Genomic DNA, 2,686 nt, shown 5'->3' with positions numbered 1-2,686 from the left:
CTTTTAAAAAAACAAACAAGCAAAAAGAAACTGCAAAATATAAGCCTTGATGAACTTACAGATTCGGTGCAGTCCCTTCAAGCAAGCACAAACCAAAAACGTGCAAAATAAAGAACGGAAAACAAGTCAATATGAGCACCAACACCACAAATCAGCCGCACGGCTTTTTGTGTCGGCTGGATTTGACTGGTTATGTTTAAAGGAGTAAATGTTATGTGAAATCGGGGACGGGGATGTTTTTATGCATTTCTTTAGAAAATTATATAGCATCGCATATTTTCATCACCCTGTCCCTGTTACACTGTCTACCACCGTCTCTGTCTCCCACCTGTTGAAAAGAACGTAAAATTGGGTCAAGGGGCCATTTGGCCTCTCCATGCTTATTAAATTCTATACCTTGAAGGATCAGAGATTTATTCTTCCTTGAAGATATGCTGAATAAAGCATTATCGCCCCACCTACAATTGAGATAGAAATGCTTTCTTTGCGCTATCCCAATGGACGAATAAATATATTATTTGAATTGGAGCAATAAAGAGACAACCCAAGCCCCAAAGCATACTAGTTTTGAAAGCTGCAATTAAAAATGCAATGCCTCCAATTATGAAAACACCCAATCCTAATAACAGAAAGATATCAGCCATTAAATTTCCCTCTACCTCCTAATTTATAGGCAAAAAAAGCCGGATAGCAGGTGCATTGAAGACAACTTCATTGTGTATTCAATGCGTTTGCACCCGGCGATTACGAAACCATTTAGGCATCTTTTTTTCTGTGATGATTGTATCTTTCACAACGCGGACCAGTCCAATATTAGCGATGCAATTGAATGGGCGGCAGAGCAGAAGTTCTCTAATGCAAACATTATGCAAAAAATCGTATTTAGTAATTATCGTAAAAATTCAGCATGTTAAATAATTTCTCATTATCGTTGGTGTTACAATTTGTGTCAGATATCCCAATTGAACAATCGTTTTACTGTGAAGATTGGTTACACCGTCGAGTCTTTCACACCGGCAGACCCTACGAAGATAGCAATCAATATTGACGGATTCGTAAGAAGCCCGATATCGGCGTTACGCTTCATCTCGTCACTGCGGCGTACGCAAAAGTACGCCTCATCCTCGGGATTCGCAAGCCTTGATCTCGGGCTTCTTACGAATCCGTCGGAAATACAACTTTTTTACAGCTTCATCAATTCTTGAACGATCAACAAAACCGCTCCAGCATTGTTTGTGGTCTAACAGCCAAGTAAAAAATTGAGACCATCCGTGCAACTGTCCGTGTGGTGCACTATGTTAACACGAGCTTTTTGCTATTGATTGTCAGTCTTAAGATCGGCTACAAGCGTGACCGGCCACCAAACCGAAGATGTTGGCCGCGAAATTATCCGTATTCTGTTTGCCAACCGGGCCGAATTTGCCCTACTATGCGGATATGAATGGGGCGGGAACAAAAAAGGGGATACAGGATAATATCCTGAATCCCCTTTGAATTCGTGGCGCCGGCGCGCGGACGCGAACCGCGGAACCGCCAAGTACGAATCAGCTGTCCGACCAGCTGACCTAGGCCGGCCAAAAACAGAAAGACCCAGTATCGTGTTTACGGACCAGAATCAAAAAGAAACCGCATGTAGCGACGTCGTCCAAGCCATCGCGGCCCGCCGTGACCCATTGGTGGTGACCGGCGTCAGCGGCAGCGCAGCCGCCTACCTGGCCGCAACCGCAAGGCGCATGCTGGCCGCGCCGGTGCTCCTGGTAACCGCATCGGCCAAGGTTGCCGAACAACGCCAGGCCGAGATCGACTTCTTCAGCGGCGAGGGTGTGCCGGAGAGCGTGCTCCTACCGGCCTACAACCTCTCGCCGTTCAAATTCATGTCCTATCACAATGAAACCGCTGCCCGGCGGATCGGGGTGTTGTACGGCCTGATCGCCGAAAGCGAGCCCCGCGTGACGGTCACGACAGCCGCGGCCCTGCGCCAGCGCTTGATGCCACGTAGCGTGCTGGCCGATGCCGCCGAGTTGATCATCGCCGAGGAGGAGTTCGAGCCGGACCGCCTGGTCGCCAAACTGGTGGCCGGCGGCTACACCCGCAGCGTGGTGGTGGAGGAACCCGGCGATTTTTGCGTTCGCGGGGGGATTATCGACATTTTCTCCCCCCTTTACGACCGTCCGTTGCGCATCGAGCTGTTCGGCGATTTTGCCGAGAGCATCCGGTTTTTTTCGCCCGCTTCCCAGCGCAGCCAGGAACACCTCGACGAAGCGGTGATCCTGCCGGCCCGCGAGGTGACCCTGGAGAAGGATCGCCTGGACGAAATCGTCAATCGTTTCCGGGCACGGGCCATTGAGCAGGAGCTGCCACGCACCACGGCCCGCGATATCGTCCAGCGCATTCGTGACCAGGGCGTGTTTCCCGGCATCGAGAGTCTCACGCCGCTGATCTTCGACCACATGGATACCCTATTCGACTACCTGCCCAAAAACGGTGTGGTAATCGCCGAGGATCCCGCCGAACTGGCCAGAATTGCCGAGAAGAACGCCGAAACCGCCCAGATCAACGTGGAGAAAGCCAAGGCCGACGGACGGCTGTGCGTCGAGGCCGGGGAGCTGTTTCTGAGCTGGGCGGAAATCGAGGATCACCTGTCCCGCCGCCAGGCGGTTCGGCTGTCCCCCATCGCCGTCGGCGG

The 2,686-nt window shown here is 51.0% G+C and carries 1 tRNA gene and 1 pseudogene; one reads left to right on the top strand and one right to left on the bottom strand.

Features of this window, described 5'->3' with window-relative positions:
- Positions 1–1,499 precede the first annotated feature (1,499 nt).
- A tRNA-Thr gene (locus tag JCM12296_RS33915) sits at positions 1,500–1,575 on the bottom strand.
- A 23-nt stretch (positions 1,576–1,598) separates the two neighbouring features.
- On the opposite strand from JCM12296_RS33915, the pseudogene JCM12296_RS37535 reads away from it, so the two are divergent.
- Positions 1,599–2,686: pseudogene (locus JCM12296_RS37535) on the top strand (transcription-repair coupling factor); the annotation flags it as partial.

The sequence above is a fragment of the Desulfosarcina cetonica JCM 12296 genome (assembly GCF_001311845.1).
In the GTDB taxonomy this organism is placed as follows: Bacteria; Desulfobacterota; Desulfobacteria; order Desulfobacterales; family Desulfosarcinaceae; genus Desulfosarcina; species Desulfosarcina cetonica.
Note: the sequence above shows the minus strand (reverse complement) of the source record. Positions and strands in the feature narration are given on the sequence as shown.